Origin of the sequence: Synechococcus sp. W60.3 (assembly GCF_047502615.1) — a bacterium.
In the GTDB taxonomy this organism is placed as follows: Bacteria; Cyanobacteriota; Cyanobacteriia; order Thermostichales; family Thermostichaceae; genus Thermostichus.
This window is the reverse complement of sequence record NZ_JANSHJ010000007.1, coordinates 57,634-82,771: the sequence shown is the minus strand read 5'-3', so window position 1 is coordinate 82,771 and position 25,138 is coordinate 57,634. Positions and strand designations below refer to the sequence as shown.

25 protein-coding genes are annotated in these 25,138 nt (G+C 59.5%); 11 read left to right on the top strand and 14 right to left on the bottom strand.

Going from position 1 to position 25,138, the window contains the following annotated elements; translation table 11 throughout:
- Window positions 1-200: 200 nt before the first annotated feature.
- Together NW846_RS04300 and NW846_RS04295 are read right to left on the bottom strand one after the other, a co-directional pair.
- Window positions 201-1,505 (bottom strand): metallophosphoesterase family protein, encoded by a 1,305-nt coding sequence (locus NW846_RS04300; protein WP_011429048.1) that lies wholly within the window; start codon window positions 1,503-1,505, stop codon window positions 201-203.
- A gap of 118 nt (window positions 1,506-1,623) precedes the next feature.
- Window positions 1,624-1,875, bottom strand: a complete 252-nt coding sequence (locus tag NW846_RS04295; protein ID WP_011429047.1) for an RNA recognition motif domain-containing protein — start codon at window positions 1,873-1,875, stop codon at window positions 1,624-1,626.
- A gap of 379 nt (window positions 1,876-2,254) precedes the next feature.
- Here NW846_RS04295 and NW846_RS04290 point away from each other — a divergent pair, with 379 nt between their 5' ends.
- From NW846_RS04290 to def, 4 genes are all read left to right on the top strand, one after another.
- Complete coding sequence (locus NW846_RS04290) at window positions 2,255-2,431, top strand: NblA/ycf18 family protein (RefSeq protein ID WP_011429045.1); 177 nt, start codon at window positions 2,255-2,257, stop codon at window positions 2,429-2,431.
- Entirely contained in the window at window positions 2,431-2,757 is a 327-nt protein-coding gene (locus NW846_RS04285; protein ID WP_011429044.1) for a DUF2499 domain-containing protein, read from the top strand. The genes NW846_RS04290 and NW846_RS04285 overlap by 1 nt, the downstream gene beginning before the upstream one ends.
- Before the next feature lie 3 nt (window positions 2,758-2,760).
- Window positions 2,761-3,072 carry a DUF3593 domain-containing protein gene (locus NW846_RS04280; RefSeq protein WP_011429043.1) on the top strand — a complete coding sequence of 104 codons (312 nt, stop codon included), beginning with the start codon at window positions 2,761-2,763 and terminating at the stop codon, window positions 3,070-3,072.
- 459 nt (window positions 3,073-3,531) lie between these two features.
- Window positions 3,532-4,128 (top strand): peptide deformylase, encoded by a 597-nt coding sequence (gene def / locus NW846_RS04275; RefSeq protein ID WP_099812609.1) that lies wholly within the window; start codon window positions 3,532-3,534, stop codon window positions 4,126-4,128.
- A gap of 1 nt (window position 4,129) precedes the next feature.
- Here def and NW846_RS04270 read toward each other — a convergent pair whose 3' ends face one another.
- Entirely contained in the window at window positions 4,130-4,483 is a 354-nt protein-coding gene (locus tag NW846_RS04270) for a hypothetical protein (protein WP_011429041.1), read from the bottom strand.
- A gap of 223 nt (window positions 4,484-4,706) precedes the next feature.
- Here NW846_RS04270 and cbiD point away from each other — a divergent pair, with 223 nt between their 5' ends.
- Window positions 4,707-5,825 carry a cobalt-precorrin-5B (C(1))-methyltransferase CbiD gene (gene cbiD / locus NW846_RS04265; protein WP_011429040.1) on the top strand — a complete coding sequence of 373 codons (1,119 nt, stop codon included), beginning with the start codon at window positions 4,707-4,709 and terminating at the stop codon, window positions 5,823-5,825.
- Window positions 5,826-5,965: 140 nt separating this feature from the next.
- On the opposite strand, the gene NW846_RS04260 is transcribed toward cbiD, so the two are convergent.
- Both NW846_RS04260 and NW846_RS04255 read right to left on the bottom strand, forming a co-directional pair.
- The gene (locus NW846_RS04260) at window positions 5,966-8,323 is read right to left on the bottom strand and encodes an ExeM/NucH family extracellular endonuclease (protein ID WP_414515376.1); all 2,358 of its coding nucleotides are present in this window, start codon (window positions 8,321-8,323) and stop codon (window positions 5,966-5,968) included.
- Window positions 8,324-8,336: 13 nt separating this feature from the next.
- Window positions 8,337-8,525, bottom strand: coding sequence for a hypothetical protein (locus NW846_RS04255; RefSeq protein WP_414347108.1), 189 nt, complete (start codon window positions 8,523-8,525; stop codon window positions 8,337-8,339).
- A 188-nt stretch (window positions 8,526-8,713) separates the two neighbouring features.
- Here NW846_RS04255 and NW846_RS04250 point away from each other — a divergent pair.
- From NW846_RS04250 to NW846_RS04230, 5 genes are all read left to right on the top strand, one after another.
- Window positions 8,714-9,660 (top strand): IS630-like element ISSoc15 family transposase gene (locus NW846_RS04250; protein ID WP_414515374.1). Its coding sequence is split into 2 segments (ribosomal slippage): window positions 8,714-9,050 and window positions 9,050-9,660, totalling 948 coding nucleotides; the frame shifts between segments, so codons are not numbered across the junction.
- A gap of 547 nt (window positions 9,661-10,207) precedes the next feature.
- Window positions 10,208-11,125 carry a DUF1517 domain-containing protein gene (locus NW846_RS04245; RefSeq protein ID WP_041438024.1) on the top strand — a complete coding sequence of 306 codons (918 nt, stop codon included), beginning with the start codon at window positions 10,208-10,210 and terminating at the stop codon, window positions 11,123-11,125.
- A gap of 61 nt (window positions 11,126-11,186) precedes the next feature.
- Window positions 11,187-11,981: a hypothetical protein gene (locus tag NW846_RS04240; RefSeq protein WP_011429037.1), complete on the top strand. Its 795-nt coding sequence runs from the start codon at window positions 11,187-11,189 to the stop codon at window positions 11,979-11,981.
- A gap of 72 nt (window positions 11,982-12,053) precedes the next feature.
- The gene (locus NW846_RS04235; protein ID WP_011429036.1) at window positions 12,054-12,800 is read left to right on the top strand and encodes a peptidylprolyl isomerase; all 747 of its coding nucleotides are present in this window, start codon (window positions 12,054-12,056) and stop codon (window positions 12,798-12,800) included.
- Window positions 12,801-12,899: 99 nt separating this feature from the next.
- Entirely contained in the window at window positions 12,900-13,667 is a 768-nt protein-coding gene (locus NW846_RS04230; RefSeq protein ID WP_414347554.1) for a HEAT repeat domain-containing protein, read from the top strand.
- A gap of 51 nt (window positions 13,668-13,718) precedes the next feature.
- Here NW846_RS04230 and bchM read toward each other — a convergent pair whose 3' ends face one another.
- On the bottom strand, window positions 13,719-14,384 hold the full coding sequence (gene bchM, locus NW846_RS04225; RefSeq protein WP_011429034.1) for a magnesium protoporphyrin IX methyltransferase: 666 nt from the start codon (window positions 14,382-14,384) through the stop codon (window positions 13,719-13,721).
- A gap of 140 nt (window positions 14,385-14,524) precedes the next feature.
- Here bchM and NW846_RS04220 point away from each other — a divergent pair, with 140 nt between their 5' ends.
- On the top strand, window positions 14,525-15,022 hold the full coding sequence (locus NW846_RS04220; RefSeq protein ID WP_041438022.1) for a hypothetical protein: 498 nt from the start codon (window positions 14,525-14,527) through the stop codon (window positions 15,020-15,022).
- Window positions 15,023-15,041: 19 nt separating this feature from the next.
- Here the strand turns inward: NW846_RS04220 and NW846_RS04215 are convergent, their stop codons facing one another.
- The 8 genes from NW846_RS04215 to NW846_RS04180 form a co-directional block, all read right to left on the bottom strand.
- Entirely contained in the window at window positions 15,042-16,013 is a 972-nt protein-coding gene (locus NW846_RS04215) for a D-alanine--D-alanine ligase (RefSeq protein WP_011429032.1), read from the bottom strand.
- A gap of 69 nt (window positions 16,014-16,082) precedes the next feature.
- Entirely contained in the window at window positions 16,083-17,204 is a 1,122-nt protein-coding gene (ftsZ, locus tag NW846_RS04210; RefSeq protein ID WP_011429031.1) for a cell division protein FtsZ, read from the bottom strand.
- Window positions 17,205-17,942: 738 nt separating this feature from the next.
- Window positions 17,943-18,167, bottom strand: a complete 225-nt coding sequence (locus tag NW846_RS04205) for an ureidoglycolate lyase (protein WP_206336818.1) — start codon at window positions 18,165-18,167, stop codon at window positions 17,943-17,945.
- 206 nt (window positions 18,168-18,373) lie between these two features.
- The gene (wecB, locus tag NW846_RS04200; RefSeq protein ID WP_011429028.1) at window positions 18,374-19,501 is read right to left on the bottom strand and encodes a non-hydrolyzing UDP-N-acetylglucosamine 2-epimerase; all 1,128 of its coding nucleotides are present in this window, start codon (window positions 19,499-19,501) and stop codon (window positions 18,374-18,376) included.
- Between the two features lie 1,186 nt (window positions 19,502-20,687).
- On the bottom strand, window positions 20,688-21,308 hold the full coding sequence (locus tag NW846_RS04195) for a hypothetical protein (RefSeq protein WP_011429026.1): 621 nt from the start codon (window positions 21,306-21,308) through the stop codon (window positions 20,688-20,690).
- Between the two features lie 91 nt (window positions 21,309-21,399).
- Window positions 21,400-22,869, bottom strand: a complete 1,470-nt coding sequence (gene argH / locus NW846_RS04190) for an argininosuccinate lyase (RefSeq protein ID WP_011429025.1) — start codon at window positions 22,867-22,869, stop codon at window positions 21,400-21,402.
- Window positions 22,870-23,000: 131 nt separating this feature from the next.
- On the bottom strand, window positions 23,001-23,219 hold the full coding sequence (locus NW846_RS04185; protein WP_099812611.1) for a hypothetical protein: 219 nt from the start codon (window positions 23,217-23,219) through the stop codon (window positions 23,001-23,003).
- Window positions 23,220-23,312: 93 nt separating this feature from the next.
- On the bottom strand, window positions 23,313-25,052 hold the full coding sequence (locus NW846_RS04180) for a PP2C family protein-serine/threonine phosphatase (RefSeq protein WP_228375389.1): 1,740 nt from the start codon (window positions 25,050-25,052) through the stop codon (window positions 23,313-23,315).
- Between the last annotated feature and the right edge of the window lie 86 nt (window positions 25,053-25,138).

Genomic DNA, 25,138 nt, shown 5'->3' with positions numbered 1-25,138 from the left:
TATTTCTGGCCAAAACAAAAAAGACTGGTGGCATCCCAGCCACCAGTCTTGGTCAGTTCCCTGTGAGTGAGCTGATGCCGTCGCTGCCAACGTCTTCAACCCAGCTCCAGTCTCTGGCGTTTTCCCCCCTCTCGAGGTGATCCAGATCACTCGGCAAGAACCCCTCAGCTAGCGGCCAAGGTTAAAACAGAGGCAGGGCCTTAAAACAAGGGCAATTGCTGCTCTTCCCCTTCAGCAAGGCTTGCAGGATCTGCCTCCTCCCTGTTGGCATTTCCCTCTGACAAGGGATCTGCTGCTTCCGCCAACAACTGACGAGCAGCGGCTAGCAACTCGTTGCGCAAGGGGGCCAGATCGCTGCGGTCGGCCAGATAGTGCTCCAGGGCCGTCAGGGGCTCTAGACAACTGGGATCCAGGGCCGGCAGGCGAATGCGGCTGGGGCTGACCACGTCTGGGACGAGAGTATAGCTGAAGGCAGGGGCGAGGGCCTGGTGCAGGGTCCGCTCGTCAACGCAATCGAGCTGGTCAGGGCGGAGGCGGTAGATCAGGCGCAGGATGGAGCCGGGTACAGGGGCCTTGGCAATGGCCTCCAGCAGTTTGGCCTGCACCTCTTGGGGGGGATAGGGGGTGAGATCAAGGCGGATGGAGTGAAAGGTGCGGGTGGGCAAGGGCAAAAATTCGTAGCTCGCCCCCGTGGCCGTCACCTCTGCCAACACACAACCTTTTTCCTCTTGTTCCTCCCCAAAGTCGACTCGCTCAATGCTGCCGGGATAGATTACCAAGGGATCCCGACACAACACCTGGTGACGGTGCACATGACCCAAAGCCACGTATTGGTAGGCGGGCCGCGCCAGCAGCGACAGGGGCACCGTCACTCCCTTGCCCACCGAAAGATGCCGCTCCGTCCCGTAGCGGGCTGTATCCACCATCACATGGGCCAACAAAATCGCCGGGATCCCTGGCTGCAAAGTGCGGATCTCCCCTTCCAGAGCCAGATCGAGGCGCTGCAGGAGCTGCTGAGTGAATACTTCGGCATTGAGATCCAGGCTCTCCTGGCGGGCAAGCAGGGTGGAGCGGTTTAGCCAAGGCAAGGTGGTCACCTGCACCGGGCCGCTGCGAGTTTCAATCCAATGGGTCTGCAGCCGATCCCCCACAACGAATCCCGCCACCCCCAGAGCGCGGTAGATGGCCAAGCTGTTGCCCTCTTGCCCCTGCCCGTACTGGTCGTGGTTGCCCACCAAGAGAACGGTCGGGATCCGGGCATCGGCCAGGCGGCGAAATTGTTGGGCAAAGAGCTCTTGGTGCAGCGGCGGCGGCGTCGCGTCGGGAAAGGCATCGCCCCCAAACAGCACCAGATCCACAGCCTGATCGAGGGCATGATCAATGCATAGGCGCAAAGAAGCGACAAAATCCTCCAAACGCGTGTTCAGCCCCGTAGCTGGGTTGATGGAGCCGTAGGCCAAGCCACTGCCCAAATGAATATCGGAAAAATGCAGCAGCTTCACCATCTCAAGCAGCCTTGAAGCCCTTCCATCCGTTGCCCTCACTCCTGCCCGCCGTTTGCCTGCCTTGCCAACTTTTGGATTGGCACCCCACTCGGAGTCAGATGAGGAATCCCCGCTGAAGCTAAGCCTGTCGGCGCGGCCTGGCTCGATCCAAACGCAAAGGTCGGCCCATAAATTCCTGGCCGTTGGCGACGTCGATGGCCTCCTCTTCCTCGGCCTCCGTGGCCAAATCCACAAACGCGAAGCCCCGTGTCTGGCCCGTTTCTCGGTCTATCGGGATTGTAACCGACTTAACGTTCCACCTCTGCTGGAAGAAAGCTGCTAGCTCTTCTGTTGAGGCTTTATAGTTTAGGTTTCCCACAAAAATGGTCATGGCAATTCAAGCAAAGCAAGGCGCGAATCGGAAAGAGCGGCAACCAAAGCTCAAGGTACTTCACTTTTATCACGGGGCCCCGCCTAATCGCACAACATGACAGGATGTAAAGGGATCGCCGCTCAAAAATCTTCGCACTTTCCCATCCAAAATGTGCTTTTGTCAAACTTTACGGGCGTGTACTTTTCCCGCTCCTTTGTTGAGTTTCCCCTCCAGCTCTGGCTCGACCGGTATCCGGAGGCCCTTGTCGTTTTGTTGCAACTTGTTAAACTAGATTGTTAAGATATGTATTGTCCTGCTTGCAGTGCTTGTTGGGAGCAGCGCTGGGATATCCTAGCGCGAGTCTCTCACCTACCCTAAGAGTCTCAAGGTGACGACAATGGAGGAAACGCTAGGTCTCTCTCTGGAGCAAGAATTTCGCCAGCGGGCTTTCGAGACGCTGGTAGCTCGCATGAGCCCTGAGCAGGCCAAGGACATCCTGGTCAAGCTGCACAAGCAAATGCTGTTGCAGGAGGCCACCTACCGCCAGTTGCTGCGCCATTCTCTTGAGGTTTGATGCACGCCCTTTCGTTTCCCACCTGGTGGATTCACATTGCCAGCGTCTTGGAATGGCTGGCGGCCATTGTTTGCGTGTGGCAGTTTGGGGAGCGAACGGGCCGGCCAGAGTGGCGCGGCTTGAGCTGGGCGATGTTGCCTGCTCTGGTGGGGGCAATGTGTGCCATTACCTGGCACTGGTTTGACAACGATCCCGCCCTCAACTGGGTGGTAACTGCCCAGGCGAGCTTGACACTTCTGGGCAATTGCACTCTGGCCTGGGCTGCCTACCGCATTTGGCGGGCGGAGCAGGCGGATCAGTCCCTTGGGAGGAGGGATCCAAGCTAGGCGATGGACAGTTTGTTTGCCCTTTCTCTATTTCCCTATTTGGCCTTCTTGTTTTTCCTGTCGCGGCTCCGCCGGATCCCGCGCCTGGCTTTGATCGGGTTTTGGCTGCTGCTACTGTTTGTGGCCGTCAGCATCCCGGCAGGGTTGTATGCCCAACTGCATTACGGCACTTCCCTGGCCAATGTGGATCCCTTGCATGGGGGAGCAGAGGCTTTCCTCACCCTCTCCAACATTCTGGTGGCCCTGGGCTTCAAGCAAGCCATTGACCAACAGGGATCCCCAGAGGTCGAGGAAGACAGCTCCGAGTTGTATTGACCTTCTCCCCAGTCCGGATTCTTTCTCGCTTGTCGCGAGCTACAGGGGCGGGAGACTGCCATATGTTTGTGGGGGAGGCCATAACCCCAACCTGGACCTAAGCCCAGATACTGACAACGCTGCACCCTCCCCAAACGGGGTGGGGCTGGCGAACATGGCATAGAAGGCGGCTGATCCCCAGCCCCCCTTGCATCCTCCCGTATACGGGGGGAAAGGGGGAGGACGGGGCCTGCGCCGCCAAGGTTTTGGTGATTGCAAACAAGCCCGAGCCAGTCCTTCGGCCCTACCCGCTGCCGAGCCCAAGCACTCCGTGCTGCTGACGCAACTATTCCCAGCTTCTCTGGCAGAGGCAGAGGGGAGCTGAACAGCAGACGCATCGCTTCGGCACGGCTTGGACTGAATGTAGAATGGAAGTCCAGACGGGATGTCTGCTGTTGTTTATTCTGAGAGACCTGCCGGATGGTGGCCACCCTTTCTGTCCCCAAAGCCAAGCTGAAAAACCCGCCTCTGCGCATCCATCGCATGGGTGACAAGGTGCTGCGGCAGCCGGCCAAGCGCGTCAGCCAGGTCAACGACGAGATCCGCCAGTTGGCGCGAGACATGCTGCAGACGATGTACAGCGCCGATGGCATTGGCCTGGCAGCTCCCCAGGTGGGCATTCCCAAGCGCTTGATTGTGGTAGATCTCTATCCCGATAAGCCGGAAGTGCCACCGCTGGTGCTGATCAACCCGGAGATCCGCGAGTACCTCGGCGAAGTTGTAGCCGGCCAGGAAGGCTGCCTTAGCATTCCGGGCGTCTTCTGCGAGGTCATGCGGCCGCAGGGGGTGGTGGTTTCGTTTAAGGACGAAACCGGGCGGCCCCGCACCCTCCAAGCCGACGATCTGCTGGCGCGGGTTATCCAACACGAAATCGATCACCTCAACGGTGTGCTGTTTGTGGATCACGTGGAAAACGAGCTGCTGTTGGATCAGGAGCTGCGCAAGCACGGCTTCCAGATGCAAGATGTGCAGCGCAAAAACAGCACACTTGCCACCCCTCCACCGAAACCTCGCTAGGTCATTGCCGCAGGCGCTGCGCCAAGAGCTGTTCTTCTAGAGCAGCAATGCGGTTGTAGGCAGCGGTTAGCTGGGCGCTCAGGCGCTGGATCTGGGCTTCAGGAGCAAGTTCATACGCCGGGCTGCGGTTGCTTACTACAGGGGGATCCTCCTCCAGCAAAAAGTTGTGGCTCCCATCTTCCACCAAGTCTGAGGTGAGAACGCTGTAACGGGAGGGGGCGGGGGCATTTTTTTTAGCCTCCTGCTTTGCCAGGAGAGCAGCCGCCACCTGCTCCGGCATCCGCTCGATGGCAGCTTTCAGCTCCTGAATTTGCAACTCCAGACGCTCAAAATAGTGCTGCAAGGTTTCGCTCATAGCTGCCCCGGTTCTGACTCTTTACTTTCATTGAAAGAGATAAGTTCTCGCTCCTCCCCTTCTTCCCCCAGATCATTTAACGATTACGCGGTTGGAGCACTAAAGTCGGCTTCAGGAGTTTGCCCTATCAAGCCAGTCCTGCTGGCTGGCGTCGGCCACAATTGAGACAGGCTCTCTCCAAAGTTTTTTCCAGAGCAGGTTCCTCTCTATTTCCAGGCAAAAAATGCAGGATGCGGTTCCCCCCTCGTCACAACAGGGCTATACCTTGCCCGTGTTTGCGGTGGCTGCTGCTAAAGCCGCTCTCCGCCGCCTTCTGGGGATCCCTTTGGAGCAGGACGGCGCTCATCCTGTCATTGCAGTGCAGGTGGAGCCCCAGTTCCCTGATGTTTGCATCCGGATCCCAGTGGAGCAGGTGGCTGCTCTCTCGGAGAACACCGCTTTGGCCATTACCCGTTCGGATCCCGGCCCTCATCTGGATCTCACCCGCAACACGCCGGTCTGGGCCTGGGTGGGCTTGGAGGAACGGGATCCCGCCACTCCGCCTTTGCTCCTGGAAGCGGGAGAGGGGCTGGGGCGGCATGCTGATGGCAGCCCGGCCATCTATGCTTACGCTCGGCGCCTGTTTGAGATCAATCTTTCGCCTGGGATCCCGGATGGGTATCGCCTGCGGGTGCGCATCATCTTGCCGGAGGGAAAACTCTTGGCGGAGCGGACTTCCAATGCGGCGTTTGGGGTGCTGGAGGGACTGGCTCTCTTGGGAACGCGGGCCGAGGTGGAGCCTTCTGCCAGTGCCGAGAGCCTGGAGCGGGCCCGCCGCGAATTGCAACAGAAATTGGCCAACCACCGGCATCTGGCCTTTTGCGTGGGCAGCCATGGGCAGCAGGTGGCCTTGCGGCAAGGGATCCCAGCAGAACAAATTCTACTGGTGGCCAATTGGATCGGGCCGCTGCTGGTGGAAGCGGCATTGCGAGGGGCAGACTCGATTCATTTGATCGGCTACCACGGCAAGTTGATCAAGCTGGCGGGGGGCATTTTCACCACTTCCAGCCATGTGGCCGATGCCCGCCTGGAGATCTTGGCGGCAGCCCTCATCCGCTGCGGGGGAACAGCCGAGCAGGCGCGGCAGGTGCTGGAGCTGAGGACGGTAGAGGCAGCGGTGCAGTATCTGAAGGATCTGGGCTGGGCAGAGCCGGTGCTGCAGGAGCTTTCCCGACAAATCCGCCAGCGGGCGACAGCCTATGTGCAAAAGTATGCCGCTCGATCCCTGCCGGTGCAGGTAACCCTGTTCGATCGCCAGGGCCAGGTCTGCGCTCAGGCGGGGATCCCAGGTCGTCTCGATTGAGACAAGGACGCCGCCACCCTACCCCAATCCTGATATGGCTCCCTTTTCAGGGAAAAAAGCGAGCAAAAGAAAGCTGGAGAAGCAAAGCCGCTCCCCCAGCTCCTGCCCATCGAAGTCAGTTTGGCACTTGGATCCCAGTCCTAATTCCCGGCAATCCTAACCGTATCCACCCGCCAGCGAGTGGCTCTGCCAGAAGTTGTGCCAGAAGACCGATAGCGGAAGGCAATGTAAACACGGCCAGGAGGTTGGATCCCAGATAGAGAAATGTTTCCAGAATCCACAAATTGGCCTGTAGAGGGATTGGGAATCGTCAGGGCCGTCCAAGTGGCTGCCTGCACCGCCGCCGGAGTGCCCGCACCGTTGTAATCGGTGGAGTAAAGAACGCTTAGTTGCGGAAAAGGAACGCCGCTATCGGTAAAGGAACTCTGATTGCGGAAGGTCAGAACCGGGTTGTTGGCCGAAGCCAGGTTCAGAGGCGGAGTAATCAGCCAATCATCACCCGGTTGCTGGCCGCCGAAGGCGTTGGCCTCGGCATAGGAATTGACGCAGCGCCAAGAGCGGGTGGTGTCGCCATCCACATCCACAATCTGCCAGCCAGCGGGAGCGGGGTTGCAGTTGTCAAAGTCTTCGGTTAGAGGCAGGTTAACTGGAGGAGGTGTTGGTGTTGTTGGCGTGGGGGTTGGGGTCGGGGTTGGCGTTGGGGGCGGTGTGGGTGTTGGCGTCGGGGTTGACGTTGGCGTCGGCGTCAGGTTCAAGCCGACGATCACCGGGTCGTGATCGGAAGAACGGAAGGGATCCGGGGCGTAAAAGAGGCTCTGCTGTGAGGCGCTCTTGAAGCTCGTGGTGTAGTCCAGGCTCACTGGCTCGTCGGCGTTGATGTGCCACTTGGCCGACCCGGTCACTTGCGGCCTCAAGCTGGCGTTGGCCAAGGCGTGATCCAGGGATCCCCACTGACCTTGGAAGCTGAAGGAATAGCTGTTGGGGCCGTTGAGGTTGGTAAATCCGCCCTCCTCCAAGACTTTGATCGGGTCTTCCTTGGCGTAGGCGTTGAGATCCCCGATAATCAGCACATCCGGATCGGTGGAGCCGGTGGGGTTGGTGGACAACCAGTTCAGGATTTCCTGGGCAGCCCGCCTGCGGTTGCCGTTGCAATTGCCCTGGAAGGGATCGTTGTCGACAGGATCACAGGGGGATCCCTTCGACTTCAAGTGGTTGACCACCACCGTGAAGATGGCGTTGTTGCTCTTCTGCCGGAAGGTGACGGCCAAGGGAGGGCGGTGGCGACGAAGCGAGGGATCTTGGGTGAGTTCCCCGGTATCCAGAAAGGCGGGGTTGGTGCCAGGCGCAATTTCAACCGTAGCCGGCTTATAGATGAAACCATTGGTAATGGCATCACCGCCTAGGTTGGCTACCCCTACATCCACAAAAGCGTAGGTTCCCGGCCCCATGACCTGGTTGAGACCGTTCACCAAATCTTGGATGGAGCTGTTCGGGCCATAGCCGTCGTTTTCCAGCTCGTTCAGGCCCACAATATCGGCGTCCATGCGGCGAATCGCCTCGATGATCTTGTCCCGCTGGCGGGTGAACTCTGCGGCGTTCCTGGCCCCTCGACACTCGGAATTGTTGGGGAAGCAAATGTTGCCGAAGGTGTTGAAGTAGTTGAACAGATTGAAGCTGGCCACCTTCAGGGATCCGCCTACCGCGGGTGGAGTTTGCGGGCGAGGGTTGACGGACTGAAACGTCGGCAAGTTGCTGGGATCGTTGGGGTGGATGCGGTAGTCGATGGTGGCATCCACGTCGCCAGCGACGTTCCGGCCCCGTAACTGAGTCATGATCCCAACGATGTTGCTGACGCGATCCCCGCCCCGCACCGTGTTGGCAGCGCTGAGACCGCCAGGAGTGGGATAGATAACCGGATCCGGGTTTTGGGTGAGCAGCCGGTCATCGATGCGGATCCGTTTGCGGTTGTTCTCTTCCTGGAGGGCGGCCGCTTGGCTGGGATCCGCAATTTGCGTGGGGGTGAACAACCGCTCTGTGGCTACACTCAGCTCCCCGTGGCGTCCCAGCAGGAAAGAGTCGGTTACAAACAGGGGCTGGTTGCCGAAGGTAACCAGCATGCCCTCCAGAGCTTCCCGCTGCTCGGGAGTTAGCGGCAGAGCGATCTGAACCGGAGATGGCAGGGGATTGTTGGAGCTGCAGATAGTGAAGTTGGTAACGTTGGAGATCTGAGTTTGCTGGCGAAACTCGGCCACTCTCCCCGTCACCTGTACCCTATCCCCCAGGCTGACGTTGTTGGCCGTACCGCTGAAAACGAAGATGCCATCGGAAGTGGCCGGGTTGCCGTCGCCATCATCCTGCAGGTAGTAGCCCTGAAGATAGGTTTGGTTGGCTACTCCTTCTTTCTCAAAGTCTCCCACCACGATCCCGGAAACGGTAACAGTTTGGTCTACCAGCGGCGAAGCGAAGCCAGTGCCTTGGACAGTGCCAATCGGGGTCACGTTGGCGTTCGGATCACAGGCTCCTAAAGGAGGTGTCGGCGTCGGCGTGGGTGTTGCAGTCGGCGTCGCTGTCGGTGTTGCGGTGGGCGTGGGAGTCGGTGTGGGTGTTGCAGTCGGTGTCGCTGTCGGTGTTGCGGTGGGCGTGGCTGTCGGGGTGGGTAAAGGAGAAAGCGGGAGCAACGATCCTCCCCCTGATCCGCACTCTTTCAGAGAAACTGAGAGCACTAGGCAAAACATTAACGCTGCCATCAGTTGCGCAGCACGGCGCAGAGCAGCCCTAACCCACATCCGCACACTCCTCCTTCGGGGATCCCATTTTTACCGCAACTACTGATACAGCCTTTTAATTTAAAATAGGGTACAGGTATTCAAGAGGAAGGAGAGAAAGGAATGCCGACTCATTCTTTGGATTTGCGGCAAAGAGTTGTAGCAGCCTACCAGGCAGGTAACACCTCCATCCGCCAGGTAGCTAAACGCTTCATGGTGACCAAAAGAACAGTACACCGCTGGGTGCGACAGTACCAACAAACTCAAGATTTAGCCCCTAAGAAAGCAGGCACCAAGCGAGTGGGCATTTTGGAACAACATCGGCAGGAAGTGATGGCAATTATTACAGAACACCCAGACTTCTACCTGTGGCAGTATCAAGAACTGTTGCGCGAGCGCTTAGGAATCAATGTAAGCATCGTCACAATACATAATTTCTTGAAAAAGCAAGGAATGACTCTAAAAAAAAGACCTACCGCAGTGCAAAAGTCAAAGAAGAGGAGGTGCAAAGGGAACGACTAGCTTATAGTCAAGAAGTCAGGAATATTCCAGCGGAGGATTTGATTGCCATCGACCAGACGGGAGTCTGGGAGGGAATGGAGCGGGGAGTATCTCGGAGTTTACGTGGTCAAAGGGCTTATCATTATCGTCAGAGATACAAGGGTGAAAAGTATACGGTTATTGGAGCTATTTCCTTGAGAGGTGTAGTTGGCTGTCGTGTCATCAAGGGTGGGATGAAGAAAGGAGATTTTTTGGAGTTTTTGAGAAGCGAGCTATGTCCGAAGCTAGATGCGAGGAAGGTTGTGATTATGGACAATTTAAATATCCACAAGAGTCGGGAAGTTGAGGAATTGATTAGGGGGACAGGAGCACGAATCCTATACCTGCCTGTGTATGCGCCGGAGTTGAATCCCATTGAGATGATGTGGTCGGTGTTGAAGCATTTTATTCGGCAGCTTTGCAGAATTGGGAAATATAGCATGGAGCAGATAGTGAAGACTTCTTTACTACTGATCAATCCATCCTCCTTCCGAAGTTGGTTTGCTAAGTGCTGCTATTGTACCCCTTGAGCCCTTAACAGGCTGTATTGCGCAATTATGTCAGCATTATGGATGGAGTTTACTGAGGTAGAGGAGGCGTACAGCTCGCAGGCAAGCTTCCTAGATGGAAACTAATTATGGTGAAAAACCCGACGGGTGGAGACCTTCTGGAAAGCGTGTCAAGCGGGGCCTGTACCAAACGGCAGAGGGGTGGTTGGTCAACGCTGATGCGAATGCTGCCGCCAACCTGTGCTTAAGAAAGTCAGCAGAACCTTGGGGCTTTGCCTTCAGGAACTGTCTAGAGGCGCTTTGACAACGCCGTTACGGGTTCTTTTGTGGACTGCGTAAGAATCCCCCGCCTTCAGGCGGTGGGAGTGTCAAGACTGCGGTCGCCTCCGTCGATAGTCTCGATGGGCCAGATTGAAGTAATCCTGAGTTGGATGCTGAGGAGTAAATCGGTGGGGATTCACAAGCAATGGCTCAAATAGCCCGCTAAAAGGTTCGGATCCCTGCCCTCTGCTGTCTAAGGAAAGAGCATACAATTGAGGAAGACTAGCCCCGTGATGGACACGTGAACATGCTGAAACGAATCAGTCGAAGCTGCCGGCCCCTGCTGGCCATTGCCCTGGCTTTGATCTTGGCCTTGGCCCCCGTCAGTGCCGTCTGGGCGCGCAGTGGTGGTCGCATTGGCGGTGGCTCTTTCCGCTCTCCGACCTTCTCTGCCCCCCGCTCCGTTGGCCCCCGCTCGGCTCCGGTGTACCCCAGCTATGGAGGGGGGTTCGGCTTTCCCCTGGTGGTGCCCTTTTTCTGGGGTGGTGGTGGCGGCCTGCTGACACTGCTGCTGCTCATCGGGGCAGGTAGCTTTCTGGTGCGCAGCCTGCGCTCGGCTGTTTCCGAAGATGGCGACGAGGGGGTTGCTGACCCGCCAGTAACCCTGGCTCAGGTGAAAGTGGGCCTGCTGGCCAGCGCCCGGCAACTGCAAAAAGACATGAACGCCCTGGCTCTGGAAGCGGATACCCAATCGCCGGAAGGGCTGAGCCAACTCCTGCAAGAGGTCACCCTCGGCTTGATGCGCTACAGCGACTACTGGGCCTATGGCCATGCCCAAGCAGAGAAGCTGCCTCTCTCCCGCGCCGAGTCTCTGTTCTACCAAGCCTCTTTGCAAGAGCGCAGCAAGTTTAGCGCCGAAACCCTCAGCAACCGCAACAACCAAATCCAACAGGTTCCCCAAGCGGTCCTTAAACGCGCTGCTGCCGGGATCCCGGATGTCGGCGAGTATCTGGTCGTTACTCTACTAGTTGCGTATCGCGGCAACTTAGGTACACTACCTGTAGTTAAATCTGCGGCGGATCTGCGGCAGTGCCTGCTGCAGTTGGCCTCCATTCCGGCGGAGCGAATTGTGGCGATCGAAGTGCTGTGGACGCCGCAGTTGGAAGGAGACACCCTGTCGGCAGAGGCGCTGTTGACCGAGTACCCGGAAATGCGGCTCCTGTGAGAGCGCTGGAGTGAGGAGACGGCTGCTGTCGGCTAGGGGTCTCGCCGCCAAGGGAGGTTCTATGTCCGGGTTTGATGCTTCGGCAGACAGGAGCCGTCGTTCTCCTTGGGCTGTATTGCGTTACAAGAGTCAAGCAGATTCCCTGCTGGATGAGCTGCTTGAGGATTTGGAGCACAGCCTTGAAGAAGGGCTGGTGGAAGAGTACCCCTATTGGGGCACGCGCCCGCCGCTGCCTTTGCGGCGCTCTTCTATGGCCTCAGGGATCCTACTTGGTTTGGCCTTGGCGGCCACTCTGGTAGCAGGGCTAGCCTTCTGGACGACCCTGCGCCGCCGGGCGGGAGTCTTTTCTCAGGCCAATTCTCCTTGGCTGAGGGATCCTGTGACTGAGGCCTCCGATTCTCCCAACTCGGATTTCCGGCTGGCCCAGGAACAGGAACCATCTCGGCCCCCAGAGGCGGGAGGTAAAACTCCTCGAGATCCCTCTGAGGAAGTTTCGTCTCAGGAGCCACCTAGGATCACCTTAGCCGAGCCAGAGGCGAAAACAACCCCCGTAAGGCCGCCAGCGGCCACCGCTCCTACCCCTGCAGCGGCAACCAGCGCTTCTCCTCCCTCCCTCAGGTCTGCGCCGGTGCGGATCCCGCCTCAACCGCCGCCGCAGATGAAGCTGGTGGGGTTGATCCACGATCCGGGCGATCCCAAGGCTCTGATTCTGATCGACAACGTGGTGCGACAGGTGCCGGTTGGCCAGGCGGTGAAAGCAGAGTGGCGGGTCACCTCCATCAGCCCCTACGGGGTGAGGGTAAGCAATGGCGCTCAAAGCGTCACCTTGCAATTGGGGTTGTCGCAACGGCTCTAGATATCTCTCTTGACATCTGGAGAGGGATCCCTGTGGAAAGTTGGATCAAATCGAAAAAGGGAGAAGGGGCAGATGCAATTTACCAAGCTGGGGCGAATGAGCCGCTGCAGAGTGGGGTTGGGCTTGGCTTTGGGGTACCTCTGTCTTGGTCTGTTCGCTTGTCGCCGTGCGCTCCCCTCCTCTGGCTCTCCATCGGGGATCCCACCGGCCTACGCCCATCGCCCGCAACTGCAGGGCAAGGCGCTGGTGGAGCTAGAGGTGCAAACTGCTGAGGGAGCGGGCAAGGTGATCTTGGAGATTCACGGGGAGGAGGCGCCCCTCACGGCTGGCCAGTTTGTGGATTTGGTGCAGCGGGGCTTTTACAACGGTCTCACCTTCCATCGAGTGGAGAAAGATCCCCAACCTTTTGTGGTGCAAGGAGGGGATCCGCGGGGAGATGGCACCGGTGGCGCTACCGAGCCGGGCAGCAACCGCCTGCGCACCATCCCTTTGGAGATTCAGGTGCGTGGGGAGCCTCACCCCCGCTACAACACCTTGATTGAGGATCCCATCGCCCTGAGCAAGCTGGCCTTGCCCCATCGCTTGGGCGCGGTGGCCATGGCCCGTTCTAGCCCGCTGGATTCGGCCTCTTCCCAGTTTTACATCGCCCTCTCTGCTCTGCCGATCCTAGATGGGCGCTATGCGGTGTTCGGCTATGTCACCAGTGGCATGGAGTGGGTGGAGCGCCTGCAGGTGGGGGATGTGATCCGCTCGGCGCGGGTGCTGGAAGGAGCGGACTTGCTGCAGGTTCCCGGATCTCCAGATTCAACTGCAAACTAGGGACCTCGGCGGCTTATGATGGGCTGCAGCCAGGATTTGCTTGCTTGGCTGCTTTTTCCGCCTTCATTCTGGCCTCTTGCCTGGGGAGAAGAGATTTTCGTGCTCCTGCCCTCCCCGCCAACGGCACCAATCTGCCCGCGCCCCTTCATGTACCAAGATGCCTTTTCTCCCCTAGACGAGCTGCCACCTCACTCGCCGCCGGAGGTAGATGTGGAGCGGATGCTGCAGCAGTTGCAGGATCCGGATCCCCGTTTGCGGATGCAGGCGGCCCGCGCCTTCTGTGAGATCGAAGAGCCCCGTGCCGTGCCGTCCCTGTTGGCTCTGCTCAGGGATCCCTGCCCATTGGTGCGGGTAGGGGCGACCTATGCCCTAGGTCGAAATTCGGATCCCTGTGAGGTGGAGCTGCTGATCGACAGCTTGCGCCGGGATTGGAATGGCTATGTGCGCAAAGGGTTGGTGTGGGCCCTGGGCAATGCCAAGGATCCGCGGGCCTATCCGGTGTTGCTGGAAGTATTGGCCGGAGATATCACAGCCGTGCGACTGTGGGCGGCCAGCGCCCTCGGACAATTGGCCCAAGCTCAGGTGTTGCCCGGCCCGGCCTTGCAAGAGGTGGCGGCAGCCCTCTGTCGGGGCTTGGCCCACGATCCGGTGGCGGCAGTCCGCGGCAACTGCGCCTGGAGCCTAGGGATCCTAGGGCAACATCTGAAGCCGGCGACGCCCTATACAGCTCTCTATCAAATGCTCACCAAGCAGTTGCTGGCCAGCGCCAGCGGCGACCCTGACTGGGGAGTCCAGGATGATGCGCGACTTGCCCTGCAAAAGCTGGCAGATCCGGATTTGCTGGAAAAACTGGGTAACTTCGACTGACCTGGTCGAGCCCAGGCAGCTCGGCCCCAGAGCAAGCTAGGAGCGACGGCTTCAGCGAACCAGGTCAAGCAGCCAGGCAAAGTAGAAGCGGCTTCGAATGGTTCGGCGTTGTTGCACTTTCCAGCCCCACTCGGCCAGGTGGCCCACCAACGTCGCCTCGCGGTGTTGATAGGCGCGGGTGGTTTTGCTGGGGCCAGGGAAGAACTCCCCTACTTTCTTCAGCAGCGTCAGCCAGGGGGTTTTGGGAGCAAAACTGAAGATCAGGCGAGAGCGGGCCAGGCAAGTTAGGTGGTTGAGCATGCGCAGGGCGTCGGCTTCGGGATAGTGGATCATCACATCCAGGCAGACGACGACATCGTACTCCCCCGTCAGTTCCTCCAAATCCAAAACCTGAAACTGGGGGTTGTCTGTGGATCCCAGCTCCATCTGTTGGCGGCGACGCGCTTCGTTGACCATTTGCTCGGAAATGTCGCTGGCAAACACCTGCGCCCCTCGGGCGGCCAAAGGCAAGCTAAGGCTGCCCACTCCGCAGCCGGCATCGCAAATGCGCAGACCGGAGGGATCCCCCAGCCATTGCAACACCGTCTCGACTGTGCGGGCATGGCCCAGTCGAATATCTTTCTGGACAAAATTGACTTCCTCGTTGCCGTAGATGCGCCGCCAGCGCTCGAAACCGACGGTGTTGAAGTAATTGCGGACAATGGCTTTTTCTTGCATAGAACTTCCAGCTACACGACCTCCTCAGGGGCCTTCCTTGCCGATGCGGATACATTCTACCCCGAAGCCGCTGCCGCCACTCCCAGCGCCTGTCCCATGGCTGTATTAGAATTAACTTGCCTTCACTGGAATAAAACTCAATGACGGAAGCTGAGATTGCCCAGGCGTTGCAGGCTCGCTTGGCCGTCCCTGTCAAGATCGCCGTCAAGCGTCGCCAGGCTCACCTGCACGTTCTCCTCAACCGCTCCCCGCAAACCCAGCTCGACTACCCCCATCTCACCCAACAGGTGCGAGCCGCGCTGGAGGCGTTGGGCCTATCCGGTCTGGAGCAGGTGACGGTCTATGGGCGAGCGTCAGGACATTCCGAATACGAGTGGCAGCAAACCCAGCCGCTGCGGGATCCTCTCTTGAGCGCTGAGGAGACCACGCTCGTGCTGGAAAAGCAAGGCAACCGGCTGCTGCAGGATCTAACGCTGGTTGCTCCCGATTCCGCCGGCCCCCAGCCTGAGCCCAAAGAAAAGGGTCCCGGCCAAAAAGCTGCTGGCAAAGGCGGATCCCCTATTGCCTGGCTGTGGCCGGCAGGAGCAGTGCTGATGGTCGGGATGGCGGTGGCGGTTTTGCTTCTTTTCTTTCTCTAGAAAGCAGTCTGGCTGGGGATCAGGCCGGCTGTGGCGAAGGCCGGGATCCAGACGGGGCCGAGCGAGTCAATGCCGCCCTCTGCAGGGCATCCTGCAGCATCCGCTCCACCAGCTCCGTAAACGTCCAGCCCAGAGCTGCCGCCGCCTCTGGGCAAAGCGAAGTGGGGGTCATCCCGGGCAGGGTGTTCACCTCCAGCACCCAAGGGTTCTCGTCGGCATCCACCCGCAGATCCACCCGCGCCAGACCTTCACATCCCAACACCCGATAGGCCCTTAGCCCTGCCGCCTCGCAGCGGGCCAGCCCTGCCGCGCTGAGGGAACAGGGGATCAAATGCCGTGAGCCGCCGGGGGCGTACTTGGCTTCGTAATCGTAAAAATCTCCCTGGGCAGGGATGATCTCAATGGCCGGGAGAACCTGGCCGGAGAGAATGGAGAGGGTGATCTCCTTGCCGGGAATGTAGCGCTCCAGGAAGACCCGCGAGGAGACCGAGCTGGCCAACGCCAGCCCCTGAGCCAACGACACCTCATCCCGCGCAAGGCTAATCCCCACCGTCGAGCCGCTGTTGCTGGGCTTCACCACCAGCGGGGATCCCAAACGCGCCACACACTCGGCCCAGGAGAGCGGCTGCGCTTCATCCCAGACCAGCCACTCAGGAGTGGGAATCCCTTCGGCCCGAAAGATCTGCTTGGAGACCAGCTTGTCCATGGCCAGAGCGCTGGCCAACGGCCCGGATCCCTGATAGGGCAAGCCCAGCCACTCCAGCATCCCCTGCACCACCCCATCCTCACCGCCGGGGCCATGCAGGGCAATCCAGACGAAGTCGCAGCCTGCCTGCCGTTCCTGCCAAAGGCGCAGCGGCAGATCCTCCTCGGGGTCGATCAACTTCGCCCGATGCCCCAGATCCTCCAGCGCCCGCTTACAGGCTTTGCCCGTTACCAAAGAAACCTGACGTTCTGCCGAACGACCCCCTGCCAAGATAACAATGTTCATGGCTTAACCCCAAAGCACTCCCCACTCCCAGCAACCGGCACCAGGATAGCCGCATTCCCTCACTCTAACCTACGAAGGAGGACGGCGGCGGCGCAAAAACTCGGGAATGTCCAAGCCCCCGGATGCAGGGGGCTCAGGCTCAGGGGGCTGTCGAGGCGGTGGCTCAGAGCCAGAGGCAGTGGTCCTACGCGTCCCCACCCCCCCCTTGTTGGCGACCGAGGCTTTGGATCCAGAAGCGGCAGCCGACCGCGATCCGTCAAAACCGGTGGCGATGACGGTGATGCGCACCTCCCCTTGCATGCGCTCGTCCTGGACGGTGCCGAAGATGATGTTGGCTTCTGGATCCACTGCCTCAGCGATAATCTCAGCGGCTACCGTGACCTCGTGCAACGACAGATCCAGCCCGCCGGTGATGTTGAAGAGCACGCCCTTGGCCCCTTCGATGGAAGTTTCCAAAAGGGGAGAGGAGACGGCGGTAATGGCAGCTTCGCGGGCGCGGGACTTGCCGGATCCCATGCCAATGCCCATCAAGGCAGTGCCGGCATCGGCCATCACGCTGCGCACGTCGGCAAAATCCACGTTGATCATGCCGGGGATGAGGATGATATCCGAAATGCCCTGCACCCCCTGACGCAAGACATCGTCCGCGACGCGAAAAGCCTCGTGCACAGGAGTTTGCTCAGAGATCACCGAGAGCAGCTTGTCGTTGGGGATCACGATCAGGGTATCGACCGCCTCCTGCAGCGCTTGGATCCCTTCTTCGGCCTGCTTGGTGCGCCGCTTGCCCTCAAAGGAAAAAGGCCGCGTCACCACTCCCACGGTCAGGGCGCCGCTAGCCTTGGCAATCTGGGCGACGATAGGGGCTCCACCGGTGCCCGTGCCCCCTCCCATGCCGGCGGCAATAAAGACCAAATCTGCCCCTTTGAGAGCCGCTGCAATTTCTTCGCTGGACTCTTCGGCGGCTTTCTGACCAATGGCCGGGTTGCCGCCTGCCCCCAGCCCGCGGGTTAACTTTTGCCCGATTTGCAGGCGGTTCACCGTTGATGTCGAGCACTGCGCAAGGGCCTGAGCATCCGTGTTGATACTCCAAAACTCAACACCCTTGAGGTTGCTGGCCGCCATCCGACTGACCGCGTTGCCACCTCCACCCCCCACGCCCACCACCTTAATTTTCGCGGCATTGCTCAGCATGTTCTCCTCTGGATGAGCCGCTGCCTTGGTCTGGGCTCCGTTTCTTTCATACTCGACCTGAGAGTCCTCCCCCGTGTAGCGCTCACTCCAATGGGAAGGCGTTGACTGAGTTTGCTCCAAGCCTTGCCCAGGACTGGGAGGATGGAAGTCTGACCAATGGTTAGATGGCATGTCAGCCCTCAAGATAGCTTAATTCTGGCAAATATCGAACATGCTAGCTGATTTAATATAAGGCAACTCTCTTCAGATGCCAACGGTGAAGACGTTTGCGGATCTTCTAGCTAGGCGGATGCGGCCCCCAAAAAGAGCCTCATCCGGATAATCTGGGCGCTTTCATGTTTCGTACTTTGCCTATGAATCTTCTCTCGCAGTTAAGCTTCCTCTTTTGTACAAGCGAGGTTCCTATCGAAGGGTACGTATTCCCGAACACCTAGTAGATAGAGCCCAAATTAGGACGAACTGTTGCCCCCAGCGCGCTTCGGTCGGAGCTGAGCTTGCGCTTGCCTAAAAGCTAACTTTGCGTTTTCTTTTCGGAGTATTCGAGAATACTCACCCCTCCCAATTCGAGCCTGGCAGACCAACCGCCAATTTTTGCCGATTTTTAATGCTGAGGTTTGGGTATTCTGCAAACTACCCCACGGCTAAAGCCGAAGGCTTCTGCGCCGAAAGAGCCGGTGGGGGGGTGCCGTCGGGGATCCGCGCCATGGGCTTAGAGCGGCTGCAAATGGATCTCGGCGTTCAGCCGCTGGCACAGGGATCCCCCTGATCCTGCGCCGTCGTCCTGCTGGCCAGGGCCTCTACCACTTCGTCGGAGTTGGCAGTCAGCACCACAACGGGGCGCTCGCAGGCGAGGGGGAAAGCGTGCCAGGTGCCGCGGTGCAGCAGCAGCCCGTGCCCAGGGGGGAAGCGCAGGGCTTGCACTTTGTCTAGGTCGGGGAGGGTTTTGGGGGGAGCCATGACCATGATGAATGGCTCCTGTCCCAAGGCTATAAACACATACGCAGGTGGCGCTCCGGCAGAGCACGGCCGGGTAGCCGGGCAGGATCTTGGCGGTGCGGATGACGGCTTTGCCGGTGTACCAGCAGTCGATCCTAGTTTTTTTCGGGGCAGCCGAAGAAAGGGAGGAGCAGGCAACGGTTTTCTCACCCCAGTCTGAGTCTCTGCGGGCCTTATTCTGGTGAGCTGGGCGAGTTAAACTGCCTCTCGATGATGTGGCAAATTTGCCTGGCAGCGGTGCCGTCGCCGAAGGGGTTTTGAGCCTGGGCCATGCGGGCGTAGGCCTGGGGATCCGTGAGCAATTCTCGGGCCGCCTCCAGGATCTTTTCGGGATGGGCGCCCACCAGGCGGGCGGTGCCGGCAGCAATCGCCTCAGGGCGCTCGGTGGTCTGCCGCAGCACCAGCACCGGTTTGCCCAAAGCTGGCGCCTCTTCTTGAATGCCGCCGGAATCGCTGAGGATGAGAGTGCAGCGCTGCATGGCGCTGACCCAGCAGGGATAGTCCAAGGGCTCGGTAAGAAAAACTCGCTCCCGGGATCCCAACAGGGCCTGCAGGGGCTCTCGCACCGCGGGGTTGGGGTGGAGAGGCAAGAGGAGGGCCGTGTCGGGGAACTCCGCCAAAATCTGCAGCAGAGCCTGGCCGATGGCTATTAAGGGATCCCCCCAGTTTTCCCGCCGGTGCACAGTAACCAACAAAACCCGATAGCGCCCCCAGTCCAAGCCAGGGATGGGGCAGGGGATCCCAAGCGCAGCTACCTGTAGCAGGGCATCGATGACGGTGTTGCCCGTGCAATAGATAGAGCCGATCACGCGGCTTTGCTTCAGGTTATCCACCGCTTGCGGCGTGGGAGCAAAGTGCAGGCTGGCCAACTGAGAAATGAGACGGCGATTGGCCTCTTCGGGAAAAGGGTGGTAGAGATCGTCGGTGCGCAGGCCGGCTTCCACATGGCCTACTGGAATGCGTTGGTAAAAAGCAGCCAGGGCAGCGGCAAAGGCGGTGGTGGTATCGCCCTGCACCAAAACCAGTTGGGGCCGCTGCGCCTGCAAGTAGGGTTCTAGACCCCGCAGGGTGGCTTCGGTGATGTCGGTCAGGCTTTGGCGGGGACGCATGATCTCCAGATCCCGATCCGCCCGTAGGCCGAAGAGCCGCATCACCTGATCCACCATCTCCCGGTGTTGCCCTGTCAGGATCACCTCGGTGCGCAGGTGGGGACTGGCCCGCAGGGCCTGGATTACCGGAGCCAGCTTAATGGCTTCGGGCCGCGTGCCCAAGATCACAGAAACCAGAGGAAGGGAGGTCATAGGCTCAAGGGCATCGGCGCCTGGGGGAAGCGAGCAACTCTGGCCCCGCTCCAGACAGATCGGCCGTCAAATCGGGTTTTGGAAAGGCCCTGACTGGGATCGGAGGCTCCCGCCTGCCTGGTTCTCAAGTTACGGCAGCACAGCCTCTGTAGATGGGGATGTTTCCGGGGCCAACTATAGGCAAAGAGCATGACTCTAGTCAATAATAAGCTCAACTATACTGAAAATAATGTATAATATGTTCAGTACGGATTACTACCAGTTGATCTTTCTGTTTACTTTCGAGTCTGCCAACATGGTAGCCAAAGCAAAGCAGAAAATTGGTAGTAAGACGACACGGAAACTGCGCTTTGGGTATTCTACTCAAAGCTTTGCGGGATACCGCCATTCTGTTTGGACTCCGTCCCGCTAACGCGAATGGAAACAAGCAGAATGCTATCGCTGCATAGTTGAACAGTGATGTTCAGCAGTGTTCAGCGTAAATGTATCAGAAACCAGCAGAGGGCGCTCCCCCCGATCTTAACCCCCGATTGCTCTACCTTTTGCTTCGCCGAAGCCAGCCCTGGGCAGGGATCCGGCAAAAAACATCAAAACCAAACAGCGCTGCTCGCTCCCTGCCCACCTCGCCCAAGTGGGCCCAGAGGCTGCCGGGCCGGGGACAGTTACCAGGGCCTCTAGATCCAGCCAAAAGCCTGGAGAGACAGGAATCCGTATCCGCCCTCTTCTACTGCCCTCCAATAGCTTGCCGAGGGCTATGGCTCGCCGAAACAAATTGCGCAGGGGCGGAGAGACTCTTAGCGGCGTTTGATCCGTGGGTATCTTGCATGTCGTTCGATGGTTGCCTCAGAGGGGCTGAGAGCCCAAAGCTGACCCCGAGCCTATATCCAGCCCATCTCATCACAAACGAGGGTAAACACCGTTGCACAACTGGCCACTAGCAGCGATATAAAGGGCGGCTGGCCATGAGCCATGCAAACAGCCGCTGCCAGGGAAGCGCCCACAGCAGCAGAAAAAGTGCGACCTGCCCAGTTGCCTTTGGAGGGTTTGTCAGAGGGATTAAATTTGTTAAACATTTTGACGCAAGCAATGGGGTACAAAAGGGATGATTCACAAGGATTTCGCCTCAGGCTATCACTCTCAGATGAAATTTCGGCGGGATTCAGGACTATTCTCAATACTTCTTCGCTTAGGCTTCAATCTTTCGTAAAATTGCGCTGAGGTATTCGTAGTCGTCCCGCAACAGCGAGCTCAACTGCCGCCCTGCTTGCACCAACCAGTGGCGATCCCGGTTCAAGATCCGGTAAGTCTGACGGATGACAGCGGCCACCAACTCGTCGCTGGGGATCCCGTTGACACGCAGCAGGGTGCGCAAAAACTCAAAAGAGCGGCAAAACTCCCTTACCTCGCTTTCAGAGCAGGGGTAAACTGGCTGGTGGATCTGGGGCGGGCGCGGCGGCAGATACTGATAAACCCGCCCCCCGCCAACGAAGCCGACAATGGCAGCGCGGAAATCGCTGCGCAACATGGCGAAAATCTGGGGTTGCTGCTCCCGCAGTTCCCGGGGGGAGAGGCCCAAGGCCCTGGGACGGTGAACGGTGTCGATGGGAGTGATGGCGGCATAGCAGACCACTCCATAGATCCAGTTGCCGGTCTCCTCGTCTTGCGAGCGGATCCAACTGCCGAGGGCGGGCAGGGGCGGGAAGCTCAGGCGTTCTGGCTCTAGGCACTGGGCCACAAGGGTGGTGGTGTTGGCCTCCACCACTTCTCCCAGGGCAGAGGGGGGTGGGGAGATGGCTTGGGATCGCATCCTTCCTCCGCTTTCTCAAGGCCAATGGCTGGGAGGTCGCTCTGGGGTCGCGGACAGAGGGGGCAAGCGGGAATGGAGGCAGGGCCGCTGCTCAGCTCTCCAAGGGCAGCCCAGAGCCAGGTGAGGAGGGGGGCAGCGGGGGTTCTTCTGCCGGCTCTGTCTGTTGGTAGCGGGCCTGGGCCCGTTGCAAGGCTTCCCGCACCACCGCAAAGCCAGTGCCTCCAGCGCTGAGCCGCGCGGCCACCACCTGGCGGGGATCGATGGCCGCAAAGATATCCTCCTCAAAGGCTCGATGAAAGCTTTTCCACCGCTCCAGGGGCAGATCTTTGAGCAGAATTCCCTCTGCCACACAGGTACGCACGATCTGACCCACCAGATCGTGGGCGGCGCGAAAGGGGATCCCTTTTCGCACCAGATAGTCGGCCACGTCGGTGGCGTTGGAGAAGTCTTCCTGCACCGCGGCCTCCATGCGTTGGGTTTGGAATTGGATCCCTTCCCGCAGCAGGATGGTCATCGCCTCCAAGCAAGCCTTCACAGTATCGACGGTATCGAAGAGCCCCTCTTTGTCCTCTTGCAAATCTTTGTTGTAGGCCAGGGGCAGCCCCTTCAAGGTGACCAGCAGAGCTTGGAGATGGCCGAACACCCGCCCTGTCTTGCCCCGCACCAATTCCAGCACATCGGGATTCTTCTTCTGGGGCATGAGGCTGGAGCCCGTGGCACAGGCATCGGTGAGGGCGACAAAGCCAAACTCCTGGGTGGCCCAGAGGATGAGCTCTTCCGAGAGACGGCTGAGATGCACCAAGATCAGGCTGGCGGCAGCGTGGAACTCCACCAGGTAGTCCCGGTCGCTGACGGCGTCTAGGCTGTTGGCACTGATGCGCTCAAAGCCCAGCAGATGAGCAACCAGTTGCCGGTCGATGGGCAAGGAAGTGCCGGCCAAGGCCCCGGAGCCCAGGGGACAGACGTTGACCTCTTCCCGCACCCGTCCCAACCGTTGCCAGTCCCGCCAGAGCATTTCTTCATAGGCCAAAAGGTGGTGGGCCAAGCTGATGGGCTGGGCCCGCTGCAGGTGGGTGTAGCCGGGCAGGATTGTCTCCACATGCTGGCTGGCCAAGTCCAACAAAACCCCCCGCAGCTCCCAGAGAGCCTGCCGGATGGTGTCGATTTCATCCCGCAGGTAGAGGCGCAGGTCGGTGGCCACTTGGTCGTTGCGGGAGCGCCCCGTGTGCAGTTTTTTGCCCACTTCCCCCACCAAGGCCACCAGACGGCGCTCGACGGCGTAGTGGACATCTTCTGCCTCAGGGTCAGGCTGGAAGATGCCCTCGGCAACTTCCTTCTCGATCTGCTCCAGCCCCTGCCGAATTTGCTCTGCCTCTTCGCGGCTCAAGATGCCGCAGGCCCCCAGCATCTGCACATGGGCCAGGGATCCGGCCACATCGTAGGGCAAAAGGCGAATGTCGAAGCCAATGCTGGCGTTGAAGCGGGCAATCCTAGGGTGGAGGGATCCCGCAAAGCGTCCGCTCCAGGGGCGCGGGGTGGAAGGTGCCGTCGGCTTAGCCATGGGCTTGGAACGGGGAGAGAGATGACCACCACAGAAAGACTTGGCTGCAGTTGAGGCGGAAAAGAGCAAGCAAGGCAACGACAGCCAAAACGCCGCCACCTTGGGGCCAGGGAATCCGGGCGCCACCGCCTTTAGTGAGAGCTGGTGATGCTCTTGAGCATGTAGCCTGCCACGATCCCTATCAAAAGGGCCCAAATTTGGCCCGATTCCACGAAGTTGTTCCAGCCCTTGCGGATATCGCCCAGCACGTCCTGCCGGAACACCTGGGCGACGATCGCTTCCGTCTGCAAGGCCGGCGAGGCCGGCAAGTAAACTAAGGAGGGCTCAGAGCCAGAAGCAGTGGAGTGCATGCATGTACCTCAGGCAAAGGTCAACTGGGAAAGCGGGCCGCCACCTAAGTGGCTTCCCTAGCTAGAGGGTACCCTTAGTTTGAACCTTCGTAGCTAGGTTGGCTCAGAATCGGGCAGTACTTTCAACACCACCAGCGTCGTATCGTCCACCGGCTCAGGCCGCAGGGAAATCTCATCCTGAAACAAGAGCCCTGCATCCACTGGCGGCCCTGGGACAACAGGGTGGGATCCCTGGCGGCCCCGGAAGGCGTCCATCTGCTCAAAAAGGTTCTCCAGGATCTCCTCGGGCGACTCGTAGCGACTGGCAGCCCGCTGGATGGCCTCCATCAGACCTGAAGTCTCCAGCCGCTCCCCGCGGGTATTGGCGGCCTCGACATAGCCATCGGTATAATAAACTACAACATCTCCCGGCTGCAGGTGCACGCAGCTTTCCGAGTATTGGCTGTGTTCCTCCAAGCCGATCAGCGCTCCCTCTGTGTCGAGGGGCTGGATGTCGCGGCTGCGGGCCCGCCACCAGAGGGTGGGGTTGTGGGCGGCGTTGCTGAAACAGAGGCGACGGGAGCGGGGATCGTACTCTGAGTAGAACAGGCTGATAAAGCGATTGGAGTTCTCCAGATCGCTGTACATGGCCCGGTTGAGATGTTGGAGAACGCGGGCCGGCGAGTGGCGGTTGAGGGCTTCTGCCCGTACCATGGCGCGGGTCATGCTCATCAACATGCCGGCAGGGACACCTTTGCCCATCACGTCCCCAATTACGATGGCCAGGCGAAAGTCTTCGGATGGCTCAGGGGAAGGGGCCAGGGATCCAACCGGCTCATCGGCGGCGGCCCTAGAGTTTTCCGGTCGCTCGCTGGGGATCTTAATGAAATCGTAGTAATCGCCCCCCACCTTGCTGGCCACACGGCAGCGGGCTGCCAGCCGAATGCCCGGAACCTGGGGGTACTGGCGGGGCAACAGTTGGGTCTGGATGTAGGAGCCGATCTCCATTTCTTTTTCCAGGGCCATTTTGCGGCGCAAGGCCGCCGTCAAGCGCTCGTTCTCGATGGCCACGCCCGCTTGGTCAGCCACCAACCGCAGCAGTTGTTGGCGACGTTCATTCCACTGGTAGCCGGGCTGACGGCTGAAGACGTACAGGCGCCCCTGGACGGAGCTGCGAATCAACAGCGGCGTCCCGAACAGGCGGACATCTGGCCCCAGACTCTGGCGCAGGCGCTCGTCCAAGAGATGTTCCAGGGCTGGGATCTTCACAGACAGGGATCCCTCGGTTTTTAAAATGGGCTCCTGCGCAGACAGAGCTTGGGCGATCTGCTCCATCTCGGCGCGAATCTGCTCGCGGCGGTCGAGGTCCGAACAATGCAGTTGATCTAGCTGGATGGTGCCGTTGGGGTTGAACAACACCAGCGCGCCGCCGTCGGCAGCGGTGAGTTGGCTGGCCACAAAAGCCGTGAGCTCTAGGATCTGGTTCAGGTTGTTGAAGGAGCGCAGGGCAAAGGCCAATCCCCCCAGCAAATACAGCATCGGCTGCTGGTCTGTCCCCAGCTCTGCCACCGGCTCCGGCTTCGGCGGGGCGGGCAAGATGGCCGGTTTCACTTCCGTCAGCTTTCTCTCCTCCGAGGCCGCCTTGGGCGCACCGGCGGGATCCCCATCTGGGCCAGCTTGGGCCGAGCGCAGATCGCCCTGCTCGTCGGTGGGCGGCAGCGACGCAGCCGGAACGTTGGCGGGAAAGGAGTTTCTGTCCGCGCCTTGGGCAAGCAAAGACTCCGTCCAGGACGAACCCGACAGCCCGGCAGGGGGCTGCGCCGGAAAGGCTTTTTGCGGGCCGTACTCATCCATCGGGAACTTAGAGGCAATCCCTTGGAAACATAACGATGCAGTTTAGCAAAAATATCAAAAGCTTTGTCGCAAAAGTTTCAGCCCAA

Coding starts and splice junctions, on each gene's coding strand:
- NW846_RS04300 (WP_011429048.1), bottom strand. CDS start 1,505: ATGGTGAAGCTGCTGCATTTTTCCGATATTCATTTGGGCAGTGGCTTG.
- NW846_RS04295 (WP_011429047.1), bottom strand. CDS start 1,875: ATGACCATTTTTGTGGGAAACCTAAACTATAAAGCCTCAACAGAAGAG.
- NW846_RS04290 (WP_011429045.1), top strand. CDS start 2,255: ATGGAGGAAACGCTAGGTCTCTCTCTGGAGCAAGAATTTCGCCAGCGG.
- NW846_RS04285 (WP_011429044.1), top strand. CDS start 2,431: ATGCACGCCCTTTCGTTTCCCACCTGGTGGATTCACATTGCCAGCGTC.
- NW846_RS04280 (WP_011429043.1), top strand. CDS start 2,761: ATGGACAGTTTGTTTGCCCTTTCTCTATTTCCCTATTTGGCCTTCTTG.
- def (WP_099812609.1), top strand. CDS start 3,532: ATGGTGGCCACCCTTTCTGTCCCCAAAGCCAAGCTGAAAAACCCGCCT.
- NW846_RS04270 (WP_011429041.1), bottom strand. CDS start 4,483: ATGAGCGAAACCTTGCAGCACTATTTTGAGCGTCTGGAGTTGCAAATT.
- cbiD (WP_011429040.1), top strand. CDS start 4,707: ATGCAGGATGCGGTTCCCCCCTCGTCACAACAGGGCTATACCTTGCCC.
- NW846_RS04245 (WP_041438024.1), top strand. CDS start 10,208: ATGCTGAAACGAATCAGTCGAAGCTGCCGGCCCCTGCTGGCCATTGCC.
- NW846_RS04240 (WP_011429037.1), top strand. CDS start 11,187: ATGTCCGGGTTTGATGCTTCGGCAGACAGGAGCCGTCGTTCTCCTTGG.
- NW846_RS04235 (WP_011429036.1), top strand. CDS start 12,054: ATGCAATTTACCAAGCTGGGGCGAATGAGCCGCTGCAGAGTGGGGTTG.
- bchM (WP_011429034.1), bottom strand. CDS start 14,384: ATGCAAGAAAAAGCCATTGTCCGCAATTACTTCAACACCGTCGGTTTC.
- NW846_RS04220 (WP_041438022.1), top strand. CDS start 14,525: ATGACGGAAGCTGAGATTGCCCAGGCGTTGCAGGCTCGCTTGGCCGTC.
- NW846_RS04215 (WP_011429032.1), bottom strand. CDS start 16,013: ATGAACATTGTTATCTTGGCAGGGGGTCGTTCGGCAGAACGTCAGGTT.
- ftsZ (WP_011429031.1), bottom strand. CDS start 17,204: ATGCTGAGCAATGCCGCGAAAATTAAGGTGGTGGGCGTGGGGGGTGGA.
- NW846_RS04205 (WP_206336818.1), bottom strand. CDS start 18,167: ATGGTCATGGCTCCCCCCAAAACCCTCCCCGACCTAGACAAAGTGCAA.
- wecB (WP_011429028.1), bottom strand. CDS start 19,501: ATGACCTCCCTTCCTCTGGTTTCTGTGATCTTGGGCACGCGGCCCGAA.
- NW846_RS04195 (WP_011429026.1), bottom strand. CDS start 21,308: ATGCGATCCCAAGCCATCTCCCCACCCCCCTCTGCCCTGGGAGAAGTG.
- argH (WP_011429025.1), bottom strand. CDS start 22,869: ATGGCTAAGCCGACGGCACCTTCCACCCCGCGCCCCTGGAGCGGACGC.
- NW846_RS04185 (WP_099812611.1), bottom strand. CDS start 23,219: ATGCACTCCACTGCTTCTGGCTCTGAGCCCTCCTTAGTTTACTTGCCG.
- NW846_RS04180 (WP_228375389.1), bottom strand. CDS start 25,052: ATGGATGAGTACGGCCCGCAAAAAGCCTTTCCGGCGCAGCCCCCTGCC.